General features: G+C 57.4%; 1 protein-coding gene. It reads right to left on the bottom strand.

What is annotated here, in order from left to right; genetic code table 11:
- Window positions 1-472 (bottom strand): tetratricopeptide repeat protein (locus ACWEPL_RS32065; RefSeq protein ID WP_452438396.1); only part of this gene is annotated, 472 nt, incomplete at both ends.

Here is a 472-nt window from a genome sequence, read left to right as displayed (position 1 = left end):
GCTGGTGAGGGTATCGGGGTGGTCTTCCCCGAGTACGCGACGACTCGCGTCTAGTACCGCACGCATCTCTACTTCGGCCTCCTCCAACCGACCGACTTCCCATAGAAGGCCGGCAAGATTGGAGCGGCTGGTGAGGGTATCGGGGTGGTCTTCCCCGAGTACGCGACGACTCGCGTCTAGTACCGCACGCATCTCTACTTCGGCCTCCTCCAACCGACCGAGACTTCGTAGAAGTGTGGCCAGGTTAGAACGACTAGCCAAGGTTGCGTTGTGGTCCGCACCGAATACTTGCCGCCGCATATCAAAGGCAATACGTATCTCTACTTCAGCCTGATCGAGATGTCCGATGTTCCATTGATTGACACCTGCATTGTTCATAGCTGAAGCGAGGTTAGGGAGGTATGCGTCACGGTTCAACTCCGCCAGCTCGCTGTAGAGCCTGACGGCCTGTTCGCTGATAGAGACGGCTTCC

The sequence above is a fragment of the Nonomuraea sp. NPDC004186 genome, from assembly GCF_053603495.1.
Note: the sequence above shows the minus strand (reverse complement) of the source record. Positions and strands in the feature narration are given on the sequence as shown.